This is a genomic window from Streptomyces sp. NPDC026522 (assembly GCF_055567555.1).
In genome coordinates, this window is sequence record NZ_JBVHQF010000007.1 from 378,275 (window position 1) to 399,211 (window position 20,937).

Consider the following 20,937-nt stretch of genomic DNA (forward strand, 5'->3'; position numbering starts at 1 on the left):
ATGCCGGTTACCGTACTGCTCGTCGATGACGAACCCCTGGTGCGCGCGGGCCTGCGTGCCGTTCTCGAAGCCCAGCCCGACATCGAAGTCGTCGGCGAGGCGGCGGACGGGGCGTCCGTCGTCCCCCTGGTGCGGCAGCTGCGCCCCGATGTGGTGGCGATGGACGTGCGGATGCCACTGCTCGACGGGATCGAGGCGACCCACGCGGTGCTGCGTTCCGTGGCCGCGCCGCCGAAGATCCTCGTGGTCACCACCTTCGAGAACGACGAGTACGTCTACCAGGCGCTGCGCGCCGGTGCCGACGGGTTCTTGCTGAAGCGGGCCCGGCCGTCGGAGATCGTGCATGCGGTGCGGCTCGTGGCGGAGGGGGAGACTCTTCTCTTCCCGTCCGCGGTGCGGGCGCTGGCGGCGGAGTACGGCAATCGGAAGGCCCGGTCGGTGCTGGAACGGGCCGCGCTCACCGAGCGCGAGGAGGCGGTGCTCCGACTGATGGCCCGGGGGCTGACCAACGTCGAGATCGCCGCCGAACTGATCATCGGGACGGAGACGGTCAAGTCCCACGTCAGCGCGATCCTGGCGAAGCTGGGGGCGCGGGACCGGACCCAGGCGGTGATCACGGCGTACGAGTCCGGCTTCGTCTCACCGGCCTGAGACGACCCTGTGGCACCGGCCGGTGGGGGCCGCTTCTCGCCGCCGCACCGGGAGCGCAGTACGATCCGGCTGACAGGGCCGCTAGCTGGGAGGACACACGTTGGGGCAGCTGACCGGCGGGGATCCCTCTCTGCTCCGGCGCATCAATTCGGCCGTCGTGCTGCGCGCCCTGCGGGCCGCCGGGTCGCCGACCCTCACCGACCTCACCCGGGTCACCGGCCTGTCGCGGCCGACCGTGGAGGGGGTCGTCGAAGGGCTGATCGGGGCCGGGCTCGTGGTCGAGGCCGACGCCGAGGAGGGCGCGCGACGTCAGGGCCGACCGGCCAGGAGGTTCCGTTTCCGGGCCGAGGCAGGCCATCTGCTGGGCATCGAGATCGGCTCCCACCGGGTCGCGGTCCTGCTCTCCGGGCTGGACGGACGGGTGATAGGCGCGGGCACCAAGGACGTCGCCGAGAGCGCTTCGGCCGACGAGCGGCTGGAGCGGGTCCGCGCGGCGGTGGCCGACCTGCTGCGGCGGGCCGGTGTACCCCGGGACTCGCTGAGGGCCGTGGGCGTCGGCAGCCCCGGCATCGTGGAGGCGGACGGCACGGTCCGGCTCGGGACGGCGCTGCCGGGCTGGACGAGGCTGCCGCTCGGCGACCGGTTGCGGCGCTCGTTCCGCTGCCCGGTGCAGGTGGAGAACGACGCCAACGCGGCGGCGGTCGCCGAGCACTGGAAGGGCGCGGCACGCGACACGGGTGACATGGTCTTCGTGATGGCGGGCCTCAGTCCCGGCGCGGGCTCCCTGATCGGCGGCCGGCTGCACCGCGGCTTCGGCGGGGCAGCGGGTGAGATCGGCGCACTCCATCTGCTGGGGCGCGAGGCCACACCGGAGAGGCTGCTGTCGACCACCGGCGAGCCGCTGCACCCGCTGGACGAGCCCGCGGTCGCGGAGGTCTTCGCGATGGCCCGGCGCGGGGACGCGCGGGCGGTGGCCGCGGTGGAGCGCTTCCTGCAACGGCTGGTCCACGACGTGGCGGCGCTGGTCCTGGCCATGGATCCGGAGCTGGTGGTGGTCGGCGGCTGGGCGGCCGGCCTGGACGGGGTCCTCGAACCGCTGCGCCGCGAACTGGAGCGGTACTGCCTGCGCCCGCCGAAGGTGGAGCTGTCGCTGCTCGGCGAGGCGGCGGTGGCCACGGGAGCGCTGCGGCTCGCGCTGGACCACGTGGAGGAAGAACTGTTCGCGGTGGAGAAGACGGTGACAGCCCGCCGCCGCTGATGGCGTCCCGCGGTGTCTGCACCGCCGCCGGGCCTCCGACCGCCCGACCGCTCCCGGGGCCGGGGCCGGGGCGGAACCTCCCCCGGGGCAGCCTCCGGCGCGCTTCCTACCCCCGCCGGACCGGGCCGGACGCGGCAGTGCTCCTGCCGCGACCGGCGCCAGGCCCGCCGCCCGTGGGGGCGGCGGCCCGCTGTACCGCCGCTGTCTCCGGAGGGGCCGCTCCGTGACGGCCGTACCCAGGGCCCCGGAAACCGGCGGAGCCCCGGCCGGCCGCAACGATGCTCCCGCTGCTGGCCCCCCGCCGCCCCGGGAAATACGGCTGCCACGGCTCGGCCCCCGCGCGGGACCCCGTGCCGGCGGTCCCAGGGGCGGCCCGCACCCGGCCCACTGCGGGGGCGCGGCCTACGCCGGGCGCTGCGCGAGCGCGTGTGTCCAGCCCTGGACGGGGCGTTGTCGTACCGACCGCGCTCCGGCCAAGCCCCGCTCGGCCCGCGAGCGGGCACTCCGCCCTTCGCCCGTGCCCCGGTCGCCGCACCCCTCCTCCGGCACGTCTGAACGCGGGGCCGCGGCCCCGCGTTCAGACGTGCCGGAGGAGGGGTGCGGCGCACGTTCGGGACGTACTCGCGCGGTACGACAACGTCGGCAGTAACCAGTCGGCAGTAACCAACGGACGAAGTGCCGGGCCGTGCGGACCGGGGGGTACCCCGGCGGCCCGGTCACCGCGCTACGAGGCGGCGCGGGTCGTGTCCGTGATCTCGATGCCGGAGTCGCCGAAGGTCAGGCGGCAGGTGTCCGCGCGGTACGTGGCCACCGAGACGGCGGCCGTCCCCTCGGCGGTGAAGTAGCGGGTGGTCACCAGCAGCACGGGAGCGCCCGGCAGCCGGTCGAGTTCCTTGGCGTCATCGGCGCGCGCGGAGCCGAGTTCCACCGACCGGTCCTGCCCGTCGAGGGTGAGCCGCTGGAGCTCCCGAAGCACCGCCCGCGCCCGCGCGGGCCCGGCCGGCGCGTCGATGGCGGAGAGTCCCGGAACCGACCCCGCGGGCACGTACAGCAGCTCGGCGGCGACGGCCTGCCCCTGCGTGACCCGGGTCCGGCGCACCGTGTGCACCAACTGGTCGGCGGCGAAGCCCGGCCCGGCGGCCAGCAGCGTCCGGACCGCGGCCGGCGCCACGGCCTCGACCGCGTCCACGCTCTCCCAGCCGTCGACGCTCTCGCCCGGCCAGCTGTGCCCCGCACTGCCGACGGCGACGCCCACCCGCGGCGGCGCGACGGTGGTGCCCACGCCCCGGCGCCGCTGCAGGCGGCCCTCCAGCTCCAGCTGCTCCAGCGCCTGGCGCAGGGTGGCACGGGCGACTCCGAACCGGGCGGCGAGCTCGCGCTCGTTCGGCAGCACCTCGCCCACGGCGAAGTCCTGGTCCAGCGCCTCGCTGAGCACGGTCTTCAGGTGCCAGTACTTCGGCTCCGGCACCGATTCGAGCTGCGTGGTCCCCACCCTGACTCCTCCTGCAATCGCTGCAAACGCCGTATTCCAGCGGCAGTTCCGCACCGCAGTTCCGCGCCTTTGTTTATTAAAGGTTCCTGCACTATCCCTGCGACGATAGGACGGTGCACCACCTTGGTCAAGACCAATGCTCGCCGCTTTGCCGGGCAGATCGGGCATATGCAGCAAGCCGTTCACAGGATGTTCGCGCGTACCAGAGGCCCCCGGGGCAGCCGAGGCCCGCCGGAGCCTTGCCGTCGGTACCTACTGAGCGGTAGTCATTACTGACAGCCTGTCTCACACGCGTCCACCCGACGAGGAGCAGCATGACCGCCACGGTCTCCTTCCCCATCGATTCGCCGCCCGGCCCGCGCACCGCCACCGTCGCCTACGAACGCAAGGGCGCCGGCGAGCCGCTCCTCCTCCTGCACGGCATCGGCCACCACCTCCAGGCCTGGCACCCGGTGACCGACATCCTGGCCGCCGAACACGACGTCATCGCCGTCGACCTGCCCGGCTTCGGCCTCTCGGGTCCGCTGCCGCACGGTGTCCCCTACAACCTGGCCACCGTCGCCCCGGCCCTCGGCGCGCTCTGCGCCGCGCTCGGCGTGCGGCGCCCGCACGTCGCGGGCAACTCCCTCGGAGGCCTGCTCGCGCTCGAAATGGCCCGCGGCGGCCTCGTCCGCTCGGTCACCGCCCTCTCCCCCGCCGGCTTCTGGTCGCAGGGCGAGCGGCGCTACGCCTTCGCCGCCCTGCGCGCCATGCACGCCGGAGCCCGGGCGCTGCCCCGCCCCGCGCTGGAGCGGCTCTCCCGCACCGCCCCGGGCCGGGCGGCGCTCACCGGGACCATCTACGCCCGCCCGGCGCGCCGTTCCCCCGAGGCCGTGGTCGCCGAGACGCTGGCCCTGCGCGGGGCCGGCGGCTTCGAGGAGACGCTGGCCGCGGGGGCCGCCGTACGGTTCACCGCCGACCTGCCCGGGCTGCCCGTCACCATCGCCTGGGGCGAACGCGACCGGCTGCTCATGCGCCGCCAGGGGGTCCGGGCGAAGCAGGCCATTCCGGGGGCGCGGCTGGTCCGACTGCCGGGGTGCGGCCACGTCCCGATGAACGACGATCCGGCGCTCGTCGCCCGGGTCATCCTCGACACGGCGCGCGCGGCCTCCTCCACCGCCCTGAGCACCGTGATCAGCTGACGGGTGTTCACCCACGGTTCGCGTGGGCGACGCGGCCGGGCCGGTGTGCGTCGGCACACTGGTCCGGCCCGCCCCCCGCCGGTCCCTGGAGACGCACCATGGCACCCACGCCGCACACCCGACGGTCCCTGCTCGGCAGTTCGCTCGCCGTCCCGGTCGGCCTCGCCCTGTCCGGCGCGTTCGCCGCACCGGCGTTCGCCGCCCCCCGCAAGGCACCGGCCCTGGCCCTCGCCGGCCGGCCGAGCGCCCTGTGGGGCGTCCAGTCCGGCGAGATCACCGCGCACTCCGCCACCGTCTGGACGCGTTCCGACCGCCCCGCGCGGATGTACGTCGAGACCTCCCCGAGCGAGTCGTTCCGCTACGGTGTGCGCCGCCACGACGGCCCCTTCCTCGGACCCGCGACCGACTTCACCGGCACCACCACCCTGCGCGACCTGCCTCCCGGACGCCAGATCCACTACCGCGTGCTGCTCGTCGACCCCGCCGACCCGCGCCGCACCGGCGAGCCGGCGCACGGCACCTTCCGCACCACCCCCGTCTCGCGCCGCGACGACGTGTGCTTCCTGTGGTCCGGGGACCTCGCGGGCCAGGGCTGGGGGATCAACCCGGACCTCGGCGGCTACCGGGTCTTCGAGGAGATGCGGCTGCAGGATCCCGACTTCTTCCTGTTCAGCGGTGACACGATCTACGCGGACGGCCCGATCCAGGCCTCCGTCGCGCGCCCCGACGGCAGCGTGTGGCACAACGTGACCACCGAGGAGAAGGACAAGGTCGCCGAGACGCTCGCCGAGTTCCGCGGGAACTTCCGCTACAACCTGCTCGATCGCAACCTCAAGGACTTCAACGCCCAGGTCCCGGTGCTCGCGCAGTGGGACGACCACGAGGTGCGCAACAACTGGTACCCGGGCCAGCTGATCGACGACCCCCGCTACACCGTCAAGGACGTCGACACCCTCGCCGCACGGGCCCGGCAGGCCTTCGGCGAGTACTTCCCCGTCACCGACCTGCGCGGCGGCCGCGCCGAGGGCCGGATGTACCGGGTGATGCGGTACGGCCCGCTGCTCGACGTGTTCGTCCTGGACATGCGGACGTACCGCGACGCCAACTCCCCCGGCACCCAGACCGAGGACCCCATCGGCATCCTCGGCGCCGAGCAGCTGGCCTGGCTCAAGCGCGAGCTGTGCCGCTCCCGCGCCACCTGGAAGGTCATCGCCGCCGACATGCCGCTGGGCATCGTCGTCCCCGACGGCGCCACCGACTTCGAGGCGGTCGCCCAGGGCGACCCGGGCGCACCGCTCGGGCGCGAGCTCCAGATCGCCGATCTGCTGCGCCACATCAAGCACCAGCACATCACGGGCACCCTGTGGCTCACCGCCGACGTCCACTACACGGCGGCGAACCACTACGCGCCGGAGCGGGCCGCCTTCACCGACTTCGCGCCGTTCTGGGAGTTCGTATCCGGCCCGATCGGCGCGGGCGGTTTCCCGGCCGGCCGGCTCGACGCCACCTTCGGGCCGCGGACGGCGTACGTCCAGTCGGCGCCGGTCGCCAACATGTCCCCGGCGGAGAACCCCCCGTACTACGGAGAGGTCTCGATCGACGGCGGCAGCGGCGAGCTCACCGTCCGCTTGCGCCGCCAGGGCGGCGGCGTACTCTTCACGACGACGCTCCAGCCCGGGCTCGTGGGGCAGTCGTAGCGGCCTGCTCCGCGGCGCGGGAAACCAGCGCGGGAAACCAGCCCGAAACCGGTAGACGGAGCAAAACCGACCAAGGCGGCCAGATCATCCACATCGACCGGATTGACACTTAACCAGTCGGTCACAGATCGTTCGTGATCACGCAACACCCCTGGGCCACAGTGGTCTGCATGACTGACCGTAACCCCGCCTCCGCCCAGCGTCCCCACCGCCACCACTGGCGCCGTGACGTCGTCGAACTCGCCGCCCTGTTCTGCGCCGTCGCGGTCGCCGACGGCATCGCCAATCTCGTCGCCCACGGCCCACGGGGTCCCATGCTGCTGGTGGCCTCGGCCGTCGCACTGCTGGGCACGGCGGCGTTCCACACCTGGTGGGCGCGCCGGCACAGCCATGCGCCGCCGCCGAGCACGGCGCTCCCCGATCCGGGCGGCCGGGCCGCCACCACCGCCCCCGCCTCCCCGTCCACGACCACCGCCGCCGCCCTGTGGCGGATGCGGACGACGGTGCGGGACGAGCCCGGCAGCCTGGCCGCGCTCTGCTCGGCCCTCGCCCGCAACGGCGTGGACATCCTGACCCTCCAGACCCACCCGCTCCCCGAGGGCGGCACCGTCGACGAGTTCCTGCTCCGCGCCCCGCAGCAGCTGCCCTCCGCCGAGCTGACCCGGGCCATCGCCGGGGCGGGCGGCCGCAGCACCTGGATCGAGCGCGCCGACGCCCACGACCTGGTCGACACCCCGACCCGGGTCCTCGGCCTGGCCACCCGCACCGCCCTGGACGCCGCCGAACTCCCCCTGGCCCTGCGCCAGCTGCTCGGCCGCTGCACCATCCACTCGATCCCCGCGACCACCCTCTCCGGCCGCCCCAACACCGGAGCCGACGCCCCGGTCGAGGGGGTCCTGGAGGCGACGGTGATGCGGCTGCGCGACCCGTCGGGCGGCGCCATCACCGTGGAGCGCCCCTACCTGCCCTTCACGCCGACCGAGTTCGCCCGTGCCCGGGCCCTGGTCGAACTCGACGCCCGCCTGGGCCCGCGCGTTCCGCGCAGCCAGGACGTACTGACGCTGCCCGAGGGCAACGAGATCACCGTGCGCCGCGCCGACGGCTCCGACCGGGCCGCCGCCCGCGCCATGCACGACCGGTGCTCCGAGCGGACCCTGGGCCTGCGCTACCACGGCCCGGTCGTCGACGCCGACCGATACCTGGGCCACCTGCTGAGCCCCCGCTTCGGCCGCACCCTCGCCGCCACCACCGCCTCGGGCAAGCTCGTCGCCCTCGGGCACCTGCTGTGGGACGGCGACGAGACCGAGGTGGCACTGCTCATCGAGGACGACTGGCAGCGCCGCGGCATCGGCTCCGAGCTGCTGCGCCGGCTCATCGCCATGGCCGTCGAGGCCGGCTGCGACAGCGTGTACGCCGTCACCCAGGCCTCCAACACCGGCATGGTCGCCGCCATGCGCGGGCTCGGCCTCCCGCTGGACTACCAGATCGAGGAGGGCACCCTGGTGATCACGGCCCGGCTGGACGCGACGCCGGTCGCCTCACAGGTGCCGTACGACGTCCCGCGCGACCGGAGCGCGTACGAGAGCCGGCGCCGCCAGGGCTGACCGGTCCCGCGGCAGCGGACGGGGGAGGGAGGGGAGCTCGGCGACCCCTCCCCCGGTAAGCAGGCCCAGAGCGAACGCTGATGACGCGGGGAGGCCGCCCGTACGAAGATGGCCGCATGTCAGAGACCCTCCACAGTGACAGCGCCGCCCGGCTCCCCCGTCAGGTCGCAGACGCCTACGTCGATGACCTGATCGCCATCGACCCGATCATCGGCACCTACCTCGGCGTCACCGCGAGCTCCGGTGAACTCCCCGACTTCTCCCCGGCTGGCCGCGCGGCCGCCGCCGACCTCGCCCGCGCCACCCTCGTACGGCTCGACGCCGCCGAGGCGCTCCCCGGCGCGGACAGCGACGCCGAGCGGCGCTGCGGCCGGCTGCTGCGCGAGCGCCTGACGGCGGAGCTCGCCGTATACGAGGCCGATGAGGACCTGCGCACGGTCAGCAACATCCACTCCCCGGCGCACGCGGTCCGCGAGGTCTTCACCCTGACCCCGGCCGAGACCGAGGAGGACTGGGCCGCGATCGCCCGGCGGCTGCGCGCCGTTCCCGGGGCCCTGGCCGGCTACCGCGAGAGCCTGCGGCTCGGCCTGGAGCGCGGCCTGTACGCCGGCCCGCGGGCCACCGCCACCTTCGTGGGCCAGCTGACCACCTGGGCGGGCCAGGACGCCGACGGGGACCGGGACTTCTTCGGCGAGTTCGCCGCGGCCGGCCCCGGGGCCCTGCGCGCGGAGCTGGACGGGGCCGCGGCCGCGGCCACCGCCTCCGTGGTGGAGCTGCGCGACTGGATGCGCGACGTGTACGCGCCGGCCGTGGAGGGACGGCCGGACACCGTGGGCCGCGAGCGCTACGCCCGCTGGTCGCGGTACTTCAACGGCACCGATCTGGACCTGGACGAGGCCTACGCGTTCGGCTGGGCGGAATACCACCGGCTGCTGGCCGAGATGAAGGCGGAGGCCGCCAAGATCCTTCCGGGCGCCGGTCCTTGGGAGGCGCTCAAGCACCTCGACGAGCACGGCACCCACATCGAGGGCGTCGACGAGGTACGGGCCTGGCTCCAGGGCATCATGGACGAGGCCATCGAGAACCTGGACGGCACCCACTTCGAACTCGCCGACCGGGTCAAGCGGGTGGAGTCCATGATCGCCCCGGCGGGCGGCGCGGCGGCCCCGTACTACACCAACCCGTCCGAGGACTTCTCCCGTCCGGGGCGCACCTGGCTGCCGACCATGGGCCAGACCCGGTTCGCGGTGTACGACCTGGTCTCCACCTGGTACCACGAGGGCGTTCCGGGCCACCACCTCCAGCTCGCGCAGTGGACGCACGTGGCGGACCGGCTCTCCCGCTACCAGGCCAGCGTCGGCATGGTCAGCGCCAACGTCGAGGGCTGGGCCCTGTACGCGGAGCGCCTGATGGACGAACTCGGCTACCTGCGGGACGCCGAGCAGCGGCTGGGCTACCTGGACTGCCAGATGATGCGCGCGGCCCGGGTCATCGTGGACATCGGCATGCACCTGGAACTGGAGATCCCGGCGGACTCGCCGTTCCACCCGGGCGAGCGCTGGACGGTGGAACTGGCGCAGGAGTTCTTCGGCCTGCACAGCGGGCGGCCGGCGGACTTCATCGAGAGCGAGCTGACCCGCTACCTGTCGATGCCGGGGCAGGCGATCGGCTACAAGCTGGGCGAGCGCGCCTGGCTGCTGGGCCGGGACCGGGCGCGGGCCGCGCACGGCGACTCCTTCGACTTGAAGGCGTGGCACATGGCGGCGCTGTCCCAGGGCTCGCTGGGCCTGGACGACCTGGTGGACGAGCTGTCGAAGCTCTGACGGCACCCGGCGGGCCGCTCGCCTCCCCCGAGGAGCGAGCGGGCCGCCGCGCCGGACCGGAGGGCGGTTTCAGCAGCCGCAGTCGTCGGAGTCGGTGGGTGCGGTCAGCGGGTCGGCCTCGGCGCGCCGCTCGTGGCCCTGCCAGGTCTCGACCTCGAAGCCCTCGCGGATCCAGTACTCGATGCCGCCCAGCATCTCCTTGACCTGGAAGCCGAGTTCGGCGAGGGCCAGCGCGCAGCGGGTGGCTCCGTTGCAGCCGGGGCCCCAGCAGTACGTGACCACCGGCACGTTCTTGTCCAGCAGCCGCTCGGCCTGCTCGGGGACGAGCGCGGTGGGCAGGTGGACCGCTCCGGGTACGTGGGCCTGGTCCCAGGAGGGCGTGGAGCGGGAGTCGACGAGCTGGAAGCCGAGTTCGGCGCCCTGCTCGCGGTGGGCCTTGACGGCCGCGGCGACATCGGACACGTCGGCGTGGAAGGCGAGGCTCGCCGAGAAGTAGGCGGCGGCCGCGGCCGGGGCGGCCGGGGGCACCCGGAGCACGGGGTTGGTGGGGGCGGCGGTCGCGGGGGCGGCGGGCTGGGCCTGTGTCGTCGTCATGGCTGAGAATCTACGAGTTGTTGTACCACCGCGGAAGTCGACTTCCCCTGCCTTCGGGTTGTCAGGCCGGGGAATCCCCGCTAGACCTGCACCATGACCGACTATTCCCCGGACGCCACCGACTGGCGGATCCTGCAAGTCCTCCAGGAGGACGGCCGCGCCAGCTTCGCCGATCTGGCCCGCACCGTCTCCATGTCCGCCAGCGCCGTCACCGAACGCGTGCGGCGCATGGAGGAAGCCGGCGTCATCACGGGCTACACCGCCGTGGTGGACCCGGAGAAGCTCGGCAAGACCATTCTCGCGCTGACCCGGCTGCGCTACCCGCACGGCAACTACAAGCCGTTCCACGACCTGCTGGAGGCGACGCCGGAGATCCTGGAGGCGCACCACGTGACGGGCGACGACTGCTTCGTGCTCAAGGTCGCGGCGCGCTCGATGTCGCACCTGGAGGAGGTGGCGGGGAGGATCTCCGGTCTCGGCCCGGTCACCACCAGCATCGTCTACTCGTCGCCGCTCCCCCGCAGGCCGCTGAGCCCCTGAGGGCCACCGGGCCGGCGTCGGTTCAGCCCGCCCCGCCCGCCATGCGGTGGCGCACCACCGAGCCGCCGCGCTGCTTGACGATCTCCAACTGGGCCTGGACCCGGGTGCGCAGATCGGCGACGTGGCTCACGATGCCGACGCTGCGGTCCCGTTCGCGCAGCGAGTCCAGTACGTCGAGCACCTCGTCCAGGGCCTGGTCGTCGAGGCTGCCGAAACCCTCGTCGATGAAGAGGGTGTCGAGGCGCATGCCGCCCGCCTCGTCGGTCACCACGTCGGCCAGTCCCAGCGCCAGGGCCAGCGAGGCGAAGAAGGTCTCGCCGCCGGACAGGGTGGCGGTGTCCCGCTCGCTGCCCGTCCAGGCGTCCACGACGTGCAGCCCGAGACCGGAACGGCCCCGCCCGCTCGCCCGCGCGTCGGAGTGGACGAGGGTGTAGCGGCCGCCGGACATCCGCAGCAGCCGCACCGTCGCCGCGGCCGCGACCTGCTCCAGGCGCGCCGCCAGTACGTACGACTCCAGCCGCATCTTGCGCTCGTTGTCGGCGGAGGTGCCCGCGGTGAGCCCGGCCATCCGGGCGACCCGCTCGTACTCCTCGCGCAACGGGCCCAGGGCGCGCAGTTCCTGCTCCGCCAGCCGCGCGAGCCGGTCCAGTTCGGCGCAGCTCAGCCGGGCGGCGTCGACGGCCGAGCCGGCCGCCCTCAGTTTCGCCGCCGCAGCGGCCGCGTACTCCTCGGCGCCCTGCGGATCGGCGGCCGGCAGCGCGGCCGCGGCCGCCGTGTCCTGCTCGGCGCGCCGGTCCGCCAGCATGGCCTCCTCGGCCTGCCAGGCGTCCAAGCGGTGCTGGAGCGCGGTGCGTTCGTACTCCGGCAGTACGGCGTCGGCCGCGGCCCCGGTGGTGTCGAACCCGGCCTTGAACGCGGCGTCGGCCAGCTGGTCGTCGGCCTCTTTCAGCCGCGCGGCGGTGGCGTCGGCGCGGCGCAGCGCGGCGGCGGCCGCGGTGACGATCCGGACCCGGTCCTCCAGGACCCGGGCGCGGGCCGCGACGCTGGGCGCGTCACCCCGTACGAGGGCCAGTTCGGCCTCCAGCGCGCCCTGTTCCCGCTCCAGGGCCTCCCGCCGCGAGGCCCTGGCGGCGGCCCGGCGTTCGGCGTCGAGCCGGTCGGCGCTGCGCGCGGCGTACTCCCGCTCGGCGCGGGCCAGCCGCTCCCGGGCGGTGTGCAGCCCGGCCGCGTCCGCGTGGGCGGCGGCGTGCCGGGCGCTCAGGTCGGAGGTGAGCGCGAGGAGTTCGGCGGTGGTCGCGTCCCCGGCGGCGGCCGCGGCTTCGGCCTCGGCCTCCCGGACGGCGGCCAGCTTCCGCTCGGCGGCGCCCCTGCGCTCCTCGGCCTGCTCGAAGCGGGCGTGGGCGGCGTCTTCGGCGGCCCGGTCGACGTGTCCGGCGGCCGGCCGCGCGGGCAGCGGGTGCTCCGCCGAGCCGCACACGGCGCAGGGCTCGCCGGCCACCAGGGCTCCGGCGAGTTCGGCGGCGATCCCGCGCAGCCGGGTCTCCTTCAGCTCCAGCCAGCTCTCCCGGGCGGCGGCGGACTCCTCGCGCAGCCGCAGCAGCGCGGCCCCGGCGACCTCGGCTTCGGCGGCCAGGGCGTCGCGCCGCCGGGCGGCGTTCAGGTGCAGCCGGGCCGGCTCCAGCCGGGCCGCGAGCTGCTCGGCGAGGGTGGCGGCCTGCTGGGCCGCGTCCACCCGGCCGGCCAGCTCGGCGCGGGTTCCCTCCCAGCGGGCGAGCCACTCGGCGGACTCCTGACGCTGCTCCTCGTCGTCCCGGGACTCCCGCTCCAGCGTGGCCCGCTCGCGACCGATCTCGGCGCTGCGCTGCTCGGCCCGCTGGGCGGCTCCGACAGCGCCGAGTTCCTCCCGCAGCCGCTGCTCGAAGGCGGCGAGCTGCTCGGCTCCGGCTTCGGCGAGGGAGGGCGGCAGTTCGGCCAGGGCGAGCGTCTGTGCGTGGGCGGCGGTCAGGTGCGCGGCGGCCGCGGCCCCGCGCAGTTCCAGGGCGGGGGCCACCAGGGCGCCCCGGCGGGCCCGGTCGAGCAGGGCGCGCACCCGCTCCCGTTCGGGCCCGGCGGCTTCGAGCAGGGCGGCCCGGCGGGCGGTCTCCGCGTGCCGGCGCTGCAACCGGTCGAGTTCCCGCGCTTCCTCGGCGGCCCGCCGGGCGGCCGCGTACCGGCTCTCCACGGCGGCCAGTGCGTACTCCGCGACGGTGAGCCGCTCCCGGGCGGCGCAGCGGGCGATCGCCGCCCAGGCGCGGACGGCGTCGGCGAGTCCGGGGTCGCCGGGCTGGTGCCGGGGCAGCGGCCAGGCCCGCAGGTCGGCGCTGTCCCCGGCGGCCTGGGCGAGCCGCTGGGCGACGCCGAGCACCTTCTCGTCGCCGGCGCGCACCTTGGCCTCGGCCGTCCGGCGCCGTTCGGCGAGCAGGGTTTCGACCGCGGCGAACCGGCGGGTGTCGAAGAGCCGCCCCAGGAGCCGGCCGCGGGCCTCGGCGCCGGCCCGCAGGAACTGGGCGAACTCGCCCTGCGGCAACAGCACCACCTGGCAGAACTGTTCGCGGCTCATGCCGAGCAGTTGCTCGATCTCCTCACCGATCTCCTGGTGGGAGCGGCTGAGTCCCTGCCAGGTGCCGTCGAGGCGCTCGCGCAGCCAGCTCTGGGCACGGTCCTTCGTGGTGCCGCTGCCGCGCTTCTTGGGCCGGTCCTGCTCGGGCCTCCGGGTGATCTCCAGGCGGCGGCCGCCCGCGGTGAGTTCGAGGGTGACCTCGGTCGCGGTGTCGGGGGCGGCGTGGTCGCTGCGCAGGCTGGTGAGGTGGGGGAGGCGGGAGCCGGGCACGGCCCCGTAGAGGGCGAAGCAGACGGCGTCGAGGACGGAGGTCTTGCCGGCGCCGGTGGGCCCGTGGAGCAGGAAGATCCCGGCGCCGGAGAGGGCGTCGAAGTCGATCTCCTGGGGCTCGGCGAACGGCCCGAAGGCGGTGACCTTGAGCCGGTGCAGTCTCATCGCAGGGTCTCCTGACTCGCCGCCTCGGTGCGGACGTCGTCGAAGGCGCCCCGCAGCACGGCCCGTTCGGCGTCGTCGGCCCGGCCGCCCCCGCGGACGTGCGCGACGAAGTCCTCGGCGATCTCCTGGTCGGTGCGGCCCCGCAGGCGCTGCGCGTAGGAGGCCGCGCCGTCCTCCTCCCGGCCCTCGGGGTCGAAGGCGAGGCTGAGGACGTGCGGGAAGCGGGCGGCGAGGCGGGCCATGGGGTCCTCGGGCCGGACGGGGTCGGTGAGGGTGGCTTCGATCCAGCGGTCCTCGTGAATGTCGAGGGCCGGGTCGTCCAGCAGTTCCTCCAGCCTGCCGCGGATCCGGCCGAGGGCGCGCGGTACGGGCGTGTCGATCCGCTCGGCGGTGAGGAGTTCCCCGGCCGCCCCGAGCTCGATCAGCCACATCGTCTTGCGGTGGCCGGCCTCGGAGAAGGAGTAGGCGAGCGGGGAACCCGAGTAGCGGACCCGTTCGTTGATCTCCTGGCAGCCGTGGAGGTGGCCGAGGGCGGCGTAGTCGACCCCGTCGAAGACGGCGGCGGGGACGGCTTCGACCCCGCCGACGGTGATGTCGCGCTCGCTGTCGCTGGCCTGCCCGCCGGTGACGAAGGCGTGGGCCAGGACGATGGAGCGGGTCCCGGGGGCCCGGCCCGCGAGGTCGGCGCGCACCCGCTCCATGGCGGCGCCGAGCACCGCCTCGTGGCTGACCTTCGGCGCCCCGAGGGCCTCCTTCACCAGGGCCGGCTCCAGATAGGGCAGTCCGTACACCGCCACCTCACCGTGTACGTCGGCCAGCACCACGGGGTCCGAGCAGCCGGCCGGATCGGTCCTGAGGAATATCCCGGCCCCCTCGATCAATCCGGCCCCGACCCCCAGACGGCGGGCGGAGTCGTGGTTCCCGGAGATCATCACCGTGGGCACGCCGAGCGCGGCGAGCCGGTGCAGGGCCCGGTCGTACAGCTCGACGGCGGGCAGCGGGGGCACGGCCCGGTCGTAGACGTCCCCGGCGACGAGGACGGCGTCGACCCGGTGCTCCTCGACGGTCGCGACGAGGTGGTCGATGAAGGCGGCCTGGGCTCCGAGCATGTTGACGCGGTGGAAGGACCGTCCGAGGTGCCAGTCGGAGGTGTGCAGAAACTTCACTCGCCGGCCTCGCCGCGCATGCCCGTCCCCCTGGTCGTCCTCCGGCCCACTGCCCCCACTACGCTAACCCGTCGCCGGGGCCGCCACGGCCGCTCCGGCGAGAGCGGGGCACCGCGGGCTCAGGGCGCGTACGTCTCCCCGCCCAGGGTGAGGGTGGCGCTGCCCGCGGTGCTGTCGGCCAGCCAGGCCCCGAACGCGGGGAGGTCGGCTTCCGGGAGGGCGACCTCGATCTCCACGGCCGGGCCGTAGCGCAGGTCGACGACGGTCCGGCCGGTGGCGCGCAGGTCGTTCTGGGTCTTGCCGGCCCGCTGGTGGTCGACGGTGACGGTGGCCAGCCGGTAGCGGCGGCGGGTGACGGTGCCGAGCGCGTCGAGCGCTTCGCCCACGACCCCGCCGTAGGCCCGGATCAGCCCGCCGGCTCCGAGCTTGACGCCGCCGTAGTACCGGGTGACGACGGCGACCGCGTACCGGACGTCGCGCCGCGTGAGCATCTGCAGCATCGGCACCCCGGCGGTGCCGCCGGGCTCGCCGTCGTCACTGGCCTTCTGCACCGAGGCGTCGGCGCCGATCACGTAGGCGAAGCAGTTGTGCGTGGCGGTGGGGTGCTCCTTGCGGACGCGCGCGATGAACTCCTGCGCCTCCTGCTCCGTCGCGGCGGGCGCGAGCGAGCACAGGAACCGCGAGCGGTTGATCTCGGACTCGTGCACGCCCTCCCGGGCCACTGTCACGTACTGGTCTGCCTTCACCGCTCCACCCTAATCCGTGGTTAAGAGCGGTCCGGCCGGATCAGAACCGGGTGGGCCGTTCGAGCGCCAGGGCTGTCACATCTGGCTCCACCCGGGCTTGCGAGGCCTTCCCGTAGATCGGTGGCCGGCTCTGGGGCGCTTGGTGGTGGCGGTCGGGCGGGTGTCGAGGCGACGCCTTTCCGTAAGCGGGCATGCGATGCCTCCACGGAGATCGCGCGGGTCTCGGCACCTCCCCGGCCACCACCACGACGAAGCGGTGTGGACACCCGTCGGCACTGGGTGGACGTCCTCCCTACCCCAGGCCCCGAAGCCTTCTGCCAGAGCGACGCCATCCAGGGTCGTCGGGTGTCAACACCGTTCCCTTGATCACTCGTTGGTGTTGGCGGTGTGAGCCCGCCGCATGGTGACCTCTCGATACGCCCGAGCCAACCGAGCTCCCGCATAGACCGAGGCCCGTGGGGTGAGCTGGTGCCACGAACGGCTACTGAGGTGGCGGACCGACCCTCGCGTCGAGTCCTGGGATTAGGTCGCTGCGTGGTCCCGCATGAGCTCGCGGCCAGCACAAACACGCAAATGTGGGAGGGGAATCTTGATCTACTGCGGCATCGACTGGGCGGAACGCACGCATGACGTCGCCCTGGTCGACGACAACGGCCAGTTATTGGCCAAGCGGCACATCACCGATGACGCCGCCGGCTACAAGATCCTTCTGGAGCTACTCGCCGAGTACGGCGACACGGAGGAAGCCCCGATTCCGGTGGCGATCGAGACATCCCGGGGCCTGCTGGTGGCCGTGCTGCGGACCGGCAAGCGGCAGGTGTTCGCGATCAACCCGATGGCCGCCGCCCGCTACCGCGACAGGCACTCCGTCTCGCGCAAGAAGTCCGACCCCGGCGACGCCTTGGTTCTCGCCAACGTGCTCCGGACCGACATGCACGCCCACCGGCCGCTTCCCCGGGACAGCGATCTGGCCCGTGCCGTCGCCGTCCTCGCCCGTGCTCAGCAGGACGCCACCTGGAACCGGCAGCAGATCGCCAACCAGCTCCGCTCCCTGCTGCGCGAGTACTATCCGGCCGCCCTCGCGGCCTTCGAACCCTGGAAGAACGGACTTTGCCGACCTGAGGCCCACCAGCTTCTCAAGCTGGCCCCGACGCCGGCCAGGGCCGCTCGTCTCACGCGCACGCAGTTGCAAGCCGCGCTCAAGCGAGCCGGTCGTCAGCGGGGCATCGCCGCCGACGCCGAGCGGCTCCGCGAGGTCTTCCGAGCCGAGTGGGCGCACCAGCCGCAGCTGGTCGAGGACGCGCTCGGCAAGCAGATGCTGGCCCTGCTGGTTCAGCTGGAGGCCGCGTGCACCGCAGCCGACTACCTCGCCGAGGCGGTCGAAGAGGCTTTCACGCAGCACCCGGACGCCGAGATCATCCTCAGCTTTCCCGGCCTTGGCACCCAGCTCGGCGCCCGGGTGCTCGCCGAGATCGGCGACGATCGACAGCGGTTCGCCGACGCCCGCGGACTGAAGGCATACGCCGGCGCCTCGCCCATCACCCGGGCCTCAGGCAAGAAATCGAGCATCACCCGACGCTGGGTGAAGAACGACCGCCTCAATGCCGCCGGCTACCTCTGGGCGTTCTCCGCGATCACCGCCTCGCCCGGGGCCAAAGCCCACTACCGGCGACGCCGCGACAACCACGCAGACTGGCACGCCGCCGCCCAGCGCAACCTCTTCAACCGCATGATTGGCCAGCTCTACCACTGCCTTCAGCACGGCGAACGGTTCGATGAGCTGGCCGCCTTCCCCCCGTCCACGCTGCCGGAGACAGCTGCCGCGTGACCTGCCACAACGCGCCTTGCTCAGGGCGCCGAGAGCAGCCGATCATTCACGGATGAGACCCGAAGTTCAGACGTTCGCTGCCGACGGACCCCTTCCCGACTGGGACGCCGACGAGGAGGAAATCGACCACCGGGTCAAACAACTCGAAGCCATCACCGCGCCTGTCACACCCGACGAGGCGCAGGCTTTGGCTGCCTGTTTCGGCCCCGACGACTGCTACGGCGTCGCTTGGTCGCTGCTGCACCTGATCGAGACCAGCCCAGGACCGGTGCCACTGGTCACACCGCCCGGCCCCGATGCCGATGACTGGCACCACACGCTCTGGAACCGCTGGGGAAACCACGGACTCACCGACGAGGACTTGACGCGTTAGAGCCCTGAGGTGTCTACGGGGAATCGGACAGGTGTCCTTTCGGTTGATCCCCGGTGCGGGGCGGCACGAGCCGGTCCGGCGGGCGGCAGGAGGCGGTGCGCGTGAACGGCGAGCAGGAGACCATCCGCAGGATCCTCACCGAAGTCGGTGACCCCTGGGCCGTGGTGGGCCTGTCGAACAACGAGCGCCGGGCGGCCTACGGGGTGGCGCGGGTGCTGCAACGGTTCGGGAAGCGGGTGGTTCCCGTACACCCCAAGGCGGAGACGGTGCACGGGGAGCCCGGGTACGCGTCGTTGGCGGACATCCCCTTCGCGGTGGACGTGGTCGACGTCTTCGTCAACAGCGCCCTCGCCGGCGCCGTCGCCGACGAGGCGGTGGCGATCGGCGCGCGTGCCGTGTGGTTCCAGCTCGGCGTGATCGACGAGGCCGCCTGCGAGCGGACCCGCGAGGCGGGTCTGCTGATGGTCATGGACCGCTGCCCCGCGATCGAGATCCCCGTGCTGTAGCGACGCCCGTCAGTGCGTGAGCGGCGCCGGCTCGTGGCCGCTGACCGGCGGGATGGAAACCGCCATGGTCATCTCCATCGGCTCCGGGCCGTCGTTGCGGTACTCGTGCGGGACGTTCGCCTCGAAGGAGACCGCCCCGCCCTGCGGCACCTCGTACGGTTCGCCGTCGACGGTCAGGGTGAGCCGCCCGGCTGTGACGTGCAGCATCTCCAGGGTCCCGGCCGGGTGGGGGTCCGACGCCGTGCCCTCGCCCGGCTCCAGCCGGTACGCCCACACCTCCAGCGGGCCGCGCCGGTCGTCGCCGAGCAGCATGGTGGCGCCGCTGCCGCCGGCCGTGGACCACATCCGGACCCCCTGACCGGGCGGCACCAGGTGCACCCGCGGGCCGCGGTCGCGGTCCAGCAGGGTGGTGATGCTGACGCCCAGGGCGTCGGCCAGTTTGACCGTGGTGCCGACGCTGGGGTTGGTCCGGGCCTGCTCGATCTGGATGATCATGCCGCGGCTCACGCCGGCCCGCGCCGCCAGCGCTTCGAGGGTGAAACCGCGCTCACCGCGCCAGCGCCTGAGGTTGCGCCCGAGCGCTTGCGTGAGCTGTTCCAGGTCCGACACCGTTTCCCCGCCCTCAGCGTCCAATATTTTGAATGACACGGTCCAGCAGACTGAACTACGGTGTGGTGTACTCGACGCTGCACTCCACCGTTCAAGACACTGTACTGCGAGGTCTCCGCATGACCGTCCTCTTCGCCCTGGCGACAGCCCTGCTGTGGGGACTCGCCGATTTCGGCGGCGGCCTGCTGACGCGCCGCATACCGGCGCTGACGGTGGTGGTGGTCTCGCAGGTCGTCGCCGTCGTCGTGCTCGGTTCGGTGGTGCTCGCCACCGGCGCCTGGCGCGAGGCCGGACCCCAGCTGTGGTTCGCGGTGGCCGCCGGGCTCATCGGACCGGTCGCGATGCTCAGCTTCTACAAGGCGCTGGCCCTCGGCCCGATGGGCGTGGTCTCCCCGCTCGGCTCGCTCGGCGTGATCGTCCCCGTCGGAGCCGGGCTGGCGCTGGGCGAGCGGCCCGGCCCCGGCCAGTTCGCCGGGATCGCGGTGGCCGTCGTCGGCATCGTCCTCGCCGGCGGCCCGGAACTGCGCGGAGCGCCGGTACAGCGCCAGGCCGTCCTGCTCACCCTGCTCGCAGCCTTCGGTTTCGGGGCGGTGATGGCCCTGATCGCAGAGGCGTCGCACACCGTCACCGGGCTGTTCCTGGCCCTGTTCGTGCAGCGCGTGACCAACGTGGCCGCAGGCGGTACGGCCCTGCGGGTGCAGGTCCGGCGGGGTACGTCCGCCCTGCCGCGGGACAGCGGCCCGCGACTCCTGTGGCAGCTGCTGCCGGCCCTGGCCTTCGTGGGCCTCGCGGACGTCGCGGCCAACGGCACGTATTCCGTGGCCGCACAGAGCGGCCCCGTCACGGTGGCCGCCGTGCTCTCCTCGCTCTACCCGGTGATCACCGCGCTCGCCGCCTTCGCCGTCCTCAAGGAACGCCTGCGTACGGTGCAGGCCGCCGGAGCGGGGCTCGCCCTCGCGGGCACCGTCCTGCTCGCGGCCGGTTAGGCGGTTCTCAACCGGCCCGGGCTCAGCCCACCCCGGGGCTGAGCTGCTCGGCTTCCGCCTCCGCCAGGGCCGCCAGCCCCCGCAGCTGCTCCGGCGTGATGCCCTCGGCGATCGGGACCGGCGCGGGGGTGCGCAGCGGCGGCTGCCAGCCCGTCTCGGGCTCCCACCTGCGCACGATGCGCGCCGGGGCGCCCGCCACCACCGAGTGGTCCGGCACCTCGCCCCGTACGACGGCCCCGGCCGCGACGACGACGTTGCGGCCCAGCCGCGCCCCGGGCAGGATCACCGCCCCGGTGCCCAGCCAGCAGCCCGGGCCGATCTCCACCGGCGCGCTGCGGGGCCATTGCCTGCCGACGGGCTCGTGCGGGTCGTCGTAGCTGTGGTTGGTGGAGGTGATGTACACGCCCGGCCCGCAGAAGGTGTCGTCCCCGATGCTGATCCGGGTGTCGGCTATCACATGGCTGCCGCGGCCCAGGACCACCCCGTTGCCGAGCACGAGCACCGGGTCCGGGCCCAGGTCCAGATCGGGCATCATCCCGGCCGTCAGGGTGACCTGTTCGGCGATGATGCAGTGTTCACCGAGCCGGATCCACTGCTCGCCGAAGACGGTGCCCTGCGGGAAGGCGAGCCGGGTGCCGGGGCCGATGGCGCCGAAGCGCAGCCGGCCGGGCGTCTCGGCGGTCACGGCGCCGGCCCGTTGCATCCAGCGCCACCCGGCCTGGACGGCGCGGTTGGCCATGCGACGGCGCAGGGATGAGAACGTGTTCTGGTTCTTCGGCACCGGGCCACCGTAGCGTGCCGCGTGCCGCCACCGCGCCGTGATCTTCACCCCATCTGCGGTGGTCGCAC

The 20,937-nt window shown here is 73.7% G+C and carries 18 protein-coding genes; 11 read left to right on the plus strand and 7 right to left on the minus strand.

Annotated elements, in window-relative coordinates; genetic code table 11:
* Both ACZ4M3_RS20750 and ACZ4M3_RS20755 read left to right on the plus strand, forming a co-directional pair.
* On the plus strand, nt 1-651 hold the full coding sequence (locus ACZ4M3_RS20750) for a response regulator (protein WP_467734622.1): 651 nt from the start codon (nt 1-3) through the stop codon (nt 649-651).
* Nucleotides 652-751: 100 nt separating this feature from the next.
* Nucleotides 752-1,909 carry an ROK family transcriptional regulator gene (locus ACZ4M3_RS20755; RefSeq protein ID WP_467734623.1) on the plus strand — a complete coding sequence of 386 codons (1,158 nt, stop codon included), beginning with the start codon at nt 752-754 and terminating at the stop codon, nt 1,907-1,909.
* Between the two features lie 724 nt (nt 1,910-2,633).
* Here the strand turns inward: ACZ4M3_RS20755 and ACZ4M3_RS20760 are convergent.
* Nucleotides 2,634-3,401, minus strand: coding sequence for a GntR family transcriptional regulator (locus ACZ4M3_RS20760; RefSeq protein WP_467734625.1), 768 nt, complete (start codon nt 3,399-3,401; stop codon nt 2,634-2,636).
* Between the two features lie 314 nt (nt 3,402-3,715).
* Between ACZ4M3_RS20760 and ACZ4M3_RS20765 the strand changes: the two genes are divergently transcribed.
* The 4 genes from ACZ4M3_RS20765 to ACZ4M3_RS20780 all read left to right on the plus strand — a co-directional run bounded on the left by ACZ4M3_RS20765 (nt 3,716) and on the right by ACZ4M3_RS20780 (nt 9,706).
* Nucleotides 3,716-4,582 carry an alpha/beta fold hydrolase gene (locus ACZ4M3_RS20765; protein WP_467734627.1) on the plus strand — a complete coding sequence of 289 codons (867 nt, stop codon included), beginning with the start codon at nt 3,716-3,718 and terminating at the stop codon, nt 4,580-4,582.
* Nucleotides 4,583-4,680: 98 nt separating this feature from the next.
* Nucleotides 4,681-6,279 carry an alkaline phosphatase D family protein gene (locus ACZ4M3_RS20770; RefSeq protein WP_467734629.1) on the plus strand — a complete coding sequence of 533 codons (1,599 nt, stop codon included), beginning with the start codon at nt 4,681-4,683 and terminating at the stop codon, nt 6,277-6,279.
* Nucleotides 6,280-6,449: 170 nt separating this feature from the next.
* A complete protein-coding gene (locus ACZ4M3_RS20775) occupies nt 6,450-7,883 on the plus strand; it encodes a GNAT family N-acetyltransferase (protein ID WP_467734630.1) in 1,434 nt (477 codons plus the stop codon).
* Nucleotides 7,884-7,999: 116 nt separating this feature from the next.
* Nucleotides 8,000-9,706: a DUF885 domain-containing protein gene (locus tag ACZ4M3_RS20780; RefSeq protein WP_467734632.1), complete on the plus strand. Its 1,707-nt coding sequence runs from the start codon at nt 8,000-8,002 to the stop codon at nt 9,704-9,706.
* 69 nt (nt 9,707-9,775) lie between these two features.
* Here the strand turns inward: ACZ4M3_RS20780 and ACZ4M3_RS20785 are convergent, their stop codons facing one another.
* Nucleotides 9,776-10,300, minus strand: coding sequence for a rhodanese-like domain-containing protein (locus ACZ4M3_RS20785; protein ID WP_467734634.1), 525 nt, complete (start codon nt 10,298-10,300; stop codon nt 9,776-9,778).
* Nucleotides 10,301-10,393: 93 nt separating this feature from the next.
* Here ACZ4M3_RS20785 and ACZ4M3_RS20790 point away from each other — a divergent pair, with 93 nt between their 5' ends.
* Nucleotides 10,394-10,840: an Lrp/AsnC family transcriptional regulator gene (locus ACZ4M3_RS20790; protein WP_467734636.1), complete on the plus strand. Its 447-nt coding sequence runs from the start codon at nt 10,394-10,396 to the stop codon at nt 10,838-10,840.
* A gap of 22 nt (nt 10,841-10,862) precedes the next feature.
* Here ACZ4M3_RS20790 and ACZ4M3_RS20795 read toward each other — a convergent pair whose 3' ends face one another.
* The 3 genes from ACZ4M3_RS20795 to ACZ4M3_RS20805 form a co-directional block, all read right to left on the minus strand.
* The gene (locus tag ACZ4M3_RS20795) at nt 10,863-13,874 is read right to left on the minus strand and encodes an AAA family ATPase (protein ID WP_467734638.1); all 3,012 of its coding nucleotides are present in this window, start codon (nt 13,872-13,874) and stop codon (nt 10,863-10,865) included.
* Nucleotides 13,871-15,040, minus strand: a complete 1,170-nt coding sequence (locus tag ACZ4M3_RS20800) for an exonuclease SbcCD subunit D (protein WP_467734640.1) — start codon at nt 15,038-15,040, stop codon at nt 13,871-13,873. The genes ACZ4M3_RS20795 and ACZ4M3_RS20800 overlap by 4 nt, the downstream gene beginning before the upstream one ends.
* Nucleotides 15,041-15,159: 119 nt before the next feature.
* A complete protein-coding gene (locus ACZ4M3_RS20805; RefSeq protein ID WP_467734642.1) occupies nt 15,160-15,786 on the minus strand; it encodes a YigZ family protein in 627 nt (208 codons plus the stop codon).
* Between the two features lie 589 nt (nt 15,787-16,375).
* On the opposite strand from ACZ4M3_RS20805, the gene ACZ4M3_RS20810 reads away from it, so the two are divergent.
* The 3 genes from ACZ4M3_RS20810 (at nt 16,376) to ACZ4M3_RS20820 (ending at nt 18,493) form a co-directional block, all read left to right on the plus strand.
* Entirely contained in the window at nt 16,376-17,614 is a 1,239-nt protein-coding gene (locus tag ACZ4M3_RS20810) for an IS110 family RNA-guided transposase (RefSeq protein ID WP_467734644.1), read from the plus strand.
* Nucleotides 17,615-17,666: 52 nt separating this feature from the next.
* Nucleotides 17,667-17,987, plus strand: coding sequence for a hypothetical protein (locus ACZ4M3_RS20815; protein ID WP_467734645.1), 321 nt, complete (start codon nt 17,667-17,669; stop codon nt 17,985-17,987).
* A gap of 101 nt (nt 17,988-18,088) precedes the next feature.
* Complete coding sequence (locus ACZ4M3_RS20820) at nt 18,089-18,493, plus strand: CoA-binding protein (protein ID WP_467734647.1); 405 nt, start codon at nt 18,089-18,091, stop codon at nt 18,491-18,493.
* A 9-nt stretch (nt 18,494-18,502) separates the two neighbouring features.
* On the opposite strand, the gene ACZ4M3_RS20825 is transcribed toward ACZ4M3_RS20820, so the two are convergent.
* Nucleotides 18,503-19,102: an XRE family transcriptional regulator gene (locus ACZ4M3_RS20825; protein ID WP_467734649.1), complete on the minus strand. Its 600-nt coding sequence runs from the start codon at nt 19,100-19,102 to the stop codon at nt 18,503-18,505.
* A gap of 119 nt (nt 19,103-19,221) precedes the next feature.
* Here ACZ4M3_RS20825 and ACZ4M3_RS20830 point away from each other — a divergent pair, with 119 nt between their 5' ends.
* Entirely contained in the window at nt 19,222-20,088 is an 867-nt protein-coding gene (locus ACZ4M3_RS20830) for an EamA family transporter (protein WP_467734651.1), read from the plus strand.
* Between the two features lie 22 nt (nt 20,089-20,110).
* Here ACZ4M3_RS20830 and ACZ4M3_RS20835 read toward each other — a convergent pair whose 3' ends face one another.
* On the minus strand, nt 20,111-20,869 hold the full coding sequence (locus ACZ4M3_RS20835; RefSeq protein WP_467734653.1) for an acyltransferase: 759 nt from the start codon (nt 20,867-20,869) through the stop codon (nt 20,111-20,113).
* Between the last annotated feature and the right edge of the window lie 68 nt (nt 20,870-20,937).

Coding starts and splice junctions, on each gene's coding strand:
- ACZ4M3_RS20775 (WP_467734630.1), top strand. CDS start 6,450: ATGACTGACCGTAACCCCGCCTCCGCCCAGCGTCCCCACCGCCACCAC.
- ACZ4M3_RS20750 (WP_467734622.1), top strand. CDS start 1: ATGCCGGTTACCGTACTGCTCGTCGATGACGAACCCCTGGTGCGCGCG.
- ACZ4M3_RS20815 (WP_467734645.1), top strand. CDS start 17,667: ATGAGACCCGAAGTTCAGACGTTCGCTGCCGACGGACCCCTTCCCGAC.
- ACZ4M3_RS20780 (WP_467734632.1), top strand. CDS start 8,000: ATGTCAGAGACCCTCCACAGTGACAGCGCCGCCCGGCTCCCCCGTCAG.
- ACZ4M3_RS20770 (WP_467734629.1), top strand. CDS start 4,681: ATGGCACCCACGCCGCACACCCGACGGTCCCTGCTCGGCAGTTCGCTC.
- ACZ4M3_RS20795 (WP_467734638.1), bottom strand. CDS start 13,874: ATGAGACTGCACCGGCTCAAGGTCACCGCCTTCGGGCCGTTCGCCGAG.
- ACZ4M3_RS20765 (WP_467734627.1), top strand. CDS start 3,716: ATGACCGCCACGGTCTCCTTCCCCATCGATTCGCCGCCCGGCCCGCGC.
- ACZ4M3_RS20830 (WP_467734651.1), top strand. CDS start 19,222: ATGACCGTCCTCTTCGCCCTGGCGACAGCCCTGCTGTGGGGACTCGCC.
- ACZ4M3_RS20790 (WP_467734636.1), top strand. CDS start 10,394: ATGACCGACTATTCCCCGGACGCCACCGACTGGCGGATCCTGCAAGTC.
- ACZ4M3_RS20785 (WP_467734634.1), bottom strand. CDS start 10,300: ATGACGACGACACAGGCCCAGCCCGCCGCCCCCGCGACCGCCGCCCCC.